General features: G+C 67.7%; 2 protein-coding genes. Both read left to right on the top strand.

What is annotated here, in order from left to right:
- Positions 1-914: electron transfer flavoprotein subunit alpha/FixB family protein (locus tag ABT300_RS42425; RefSeq protein ID WP_351688050.1), on the top strand; the 914-nt coding region annotated here is incomplete at its 5' end.
- A 27-nt stretch (positions 915-941) separates the two neighbouring features.
- Complete coding sequence (locus ABT300_RS42420) at positions 942-3,230, top strand: heterodisulfide reductase-related iron-sulfur binding cluster (RefSeq protein WP_351688047.1); 2,289 nt, start codon at positions 942-944, stop codon at positions 3,228-3,230.
- Positions 3,231-3,451: the final 221 nt, after the last annotated feature.

Genomic DNA, 3,451 nt, shown 5'->3' with positions numbered 1-3,451 from the left:
AGCCCACCCTGGAGCTGCTGACGCTGGCCCGCCGCATCGGCGAGCCCGTCGCCGTTGCGCTGGGCAACGGCGCCGCCGACACCGCCGCCGCGCTCGCCGAGCACGGCGCGGCCCGGGTCCTCACGCACGAGGCCGCCGAGTACGCCGACTACCTGGTCGTCCCGAAGGTGGACGCGCTGCAGGCCGCGTACGAGGCCGTCTCCCCGGCCGCCGTGCTCGTGCCGTCCTCCGCCGAGGGCAAGGAGATCGCCGCCCGTCTCGCGGTCCGTATCGGCTCGGGCATCATCACCGATGCCGTCGACCTGGAGTCCGGCGACGAGGGTCCGGTGGCCACGCAGTCCGCGTTCGCCGCCTCCTTCACCACCAAGTCCCGCATCTCCAAGGGCACCCCGGTCATCACGGTCAAGCCGAACTCGGCCGCCGTGGAGGCCGCCCCGGCCGCCGGCGCCGTCGAGGCCCTCGCCGTGTCCTTCTCGGACAAGGCGACCGGCACCAAGGTCACCGGCCGCACCCCGCGCGAGTCGACCGGCCGCCCCGAGCTGACCGAGGCCGCGATCGTGGTCTCCGGCGGCCGTGGTGTCAACGGCGCCGAGAACTTCGGGATCATCGAGGCGCTCGCCGACTCGCTCGGCGCGGCCGTCGGCGCCTCGCGTGCCGCGGTGGACGCCGGCTGGTACCCGCACACCAACCAGGTCGGCCAGACCGGCAAGTCCGTCTCGCCGCAGCTCTACATCGCCAACGGCATCTCCGGCGCGATCCAGCACCGCGCCGGTATGCAGACCTCGAAGACGATCGTCGCGGTCAACAAGGACGCCGAGGCGCCGATCTTCGACCTGGTCGACTACGGCGTGGTCGGCGACCTCTTCGAGGTCGTCCCGCAACTCACCGAGGAGATCAACACCCGCAAGGGCTGACAGGAGCGAGTGGGGAGGAGTCCCGAAATGCAACTCGCCGCGATCATCGTGTCGCTGGTCCTGACCGTGGTCGGCGTTGCGCTCATCGCCCGAGCCGTCGCGCAGATCTACCGGTTCGTGAAGCTGGGCCAGCCGGTGCCGGCGGGCAGCCGCACCGACAACCCCAAGGCTCGCACGATCACCCTGGTGAAGGAATTCCTGGGTCACACCCGGATGAACCGCTGGGGCATCGTCGGATTCGCCCACTGGTTCGTCGCGATCGGCTTCCTGACGCTGCCGCCGACCCTCGCGCAGGCCTACGGCCAGCTCTTCGAGGCGGACTGGGTGCTGCCCATCATCGGCGGCTTCCTGCCGTTCGAGATGTACACCGAGTTCATCGGCGTGATGACGATCGTCGGCATCGTCGTGCTCATCGCGATCCGGCTGCTGAACCTGCCCTCCCGGGCCGGCCGCAAGTCCCGTTTCGCGGGCTCCAAGGCCTGGCAGGCGTACTTCGTCGAGTACGTCATCCTCACCATCGGCCTCGCCATCTACACCCTGCGCGGTCTTGAGGGCGCGATCCACCACGTCGAGCACTACGAGGCCGCGTACTTCGCCTCGTACCCCCTGGTCCTCGCCTTCAAGGGGCTCTCCCTCGGCGCGCTCCAGAACCTCGTCTACCTCGTCGCGATGATCAAGATCGGCACCTCGCTGATCTGGATGATCACCGTCGCGCTGAACACCAACATGGGTGTCGCCTGGCACCGCTTCCTCGGCTTCCCGAACATCTGGTTCAAGCGGAACGCCGAGGGCGGGACCGCGCTGGGCGCCCTGCTGCCGATGACGTCGGGCGGCGAGCCGATCGACTTCACCGACCCGGGCGACGACGACGTCTTCGGTGTCTCCCAGGTCGAGCAGTTCTCCTGGAAGGGCATCCTCGACTTCTCCACGTGCACCGAGTGCGGGCGCTGCCAGTCGCAGTGCCCCGCCTGGAACACCGGGAAGCCGCTCTCCCCGAAGCTGCTGATCATGTCGCTGCGGGACCACGCCCACGCCAAGGCCCCCTACCTGCTCGCCGGTGGCGGCAAGGACATGGAGGGCAACGAGAAGGCGACCGCGGAGCAGCTCAAGGACGTGCCCGCCGCCGCCCTCGCGGAGGCCGAACGCCCGCTCATCGGGACCCTCGAAGAGAACGGTGTCATCGACCCGGACGTGCTGTGGTCCTGCACCACCTGCGGCGCCTGTGTCGAGCAGTGCCCCGTCGACATCGAGCACGTCGACCACATCGTCGACATGCGCCGCTACCAGGTGATGATCGAGAGCGCCTTCCCGTCCGAGGCGGGCACGATGCTCAAGAACCTGGAGAAGAAGGGCAACCCCTGGGGCCTGGCGAAGAAGCAGCGCCTGGAGTGGACCAAGGAGGTCAACTTCGAGATCCCGGTCGTCGGCAGGGACATCGAGGACCTGTCCGAGGTCGACTACCTGTACTGGGTCGGCTGCGCCGGCGCCCTTGAGGACCGCGCCAAGAAGACCACCAAGGCCTTCGCCGAACTGCTGCACATCGCGGGCGTCAAGTACGCGATCATGGGCGGCGACGAGAAGTGCACCGGCGACTCCGCCCGCCGCCTGGGCAACGAGCCCCTCTTCCAGGAGCTCGGCATGGAGAACGTCTCCGCGCTGAACATGGCCTTCGGCGAGGAGATGGACGACGAGGGCAACTTCACCGCCGAGTCGAAGAAGCCGAAGTCCGCGAAGAAGATCGTCGCGACCTGCCCGCACTGCCTCAACACCCTCGGCAACGAGTACCCGCAGATAGGCGGCGACTACGAGGTCATCCACCACACCCAGCTCCTCCAGCACCTGATCGACGAGGGCAAACTGATCCCGGTGACCCCGGTCGAGGGCCTCATCACCTACCACGACCCCTGCTACCTGGGCCGTCACAACAAGATCTACACGCCGCCGCGCGAGATCATGTCGGCCGTCCCGGGCCTGCGTCAGCAGGAGATGCACCGCCACAAGGAGCGCGGCTTCTGCTGCGGTGCCGGTGGCGCGCGGATGTGGATGGAGGAGCGGATCGGCAAGCGCATCAACAACGAGCGCGTCGACGAAGCCCTGAGCCTCAACCCCGACATCGTCTCCACCGCCTGCCCGTTCTGCCTGGTCATGCTGACCGACTCGGTCAACGGCAAGAAGGCTGCAGCCGATAGCGACTCCGTCGCGGGCGGCAAGGTGAAGGAGTCCATCACGGTCGTCGACGTGGCCCAGTTGCTCCTGGAGTCGGTCCCGAATGCCAACGGCAGCTGCGTCAGGAACGCCCGGGGGCAGTTCCGGTGAACCCGTCCCGTACGCCTCGGCCTGTTTGTCAGTCAGAAACTTCACCGGCACGGCCGTGACCGTAGTCACCCGAGACGCTCCAGCGGCGGGCATCGCCGAACCCCGGCGGCATCATCGGGCCGCCTGCTAGTGTGATGCGCCTGAAATGGCGACTCTAAGTTGCTGTTAGGTATTGGTGGTTGGTGGGTTGATTTTGGTGAGGTAGTCGGCGAGCGAGTTGA

The sequence above is a fragment of the Streptomyces sp. NPDC001027 genome (assembly GCF_040299045.1).
Lineage (GTDB): Bacteria > Actinomycetota > Actinomycetes > Streptomycetales > Streptomycetaceae > Streptomyces.
This window is presented reverse-complemented; position numbering and strand designations above follow the sequence as displayed.

Excerpts from the sequence above, each read along its gene's own strand:
- ABT300_RS42420 (WP_351688047.1), top strand. The coding sequence starts at position 942 with ATGCAACTCGCCGCGATCATCGTGTCGCTGGTCCTGACCGTGGTCGGC.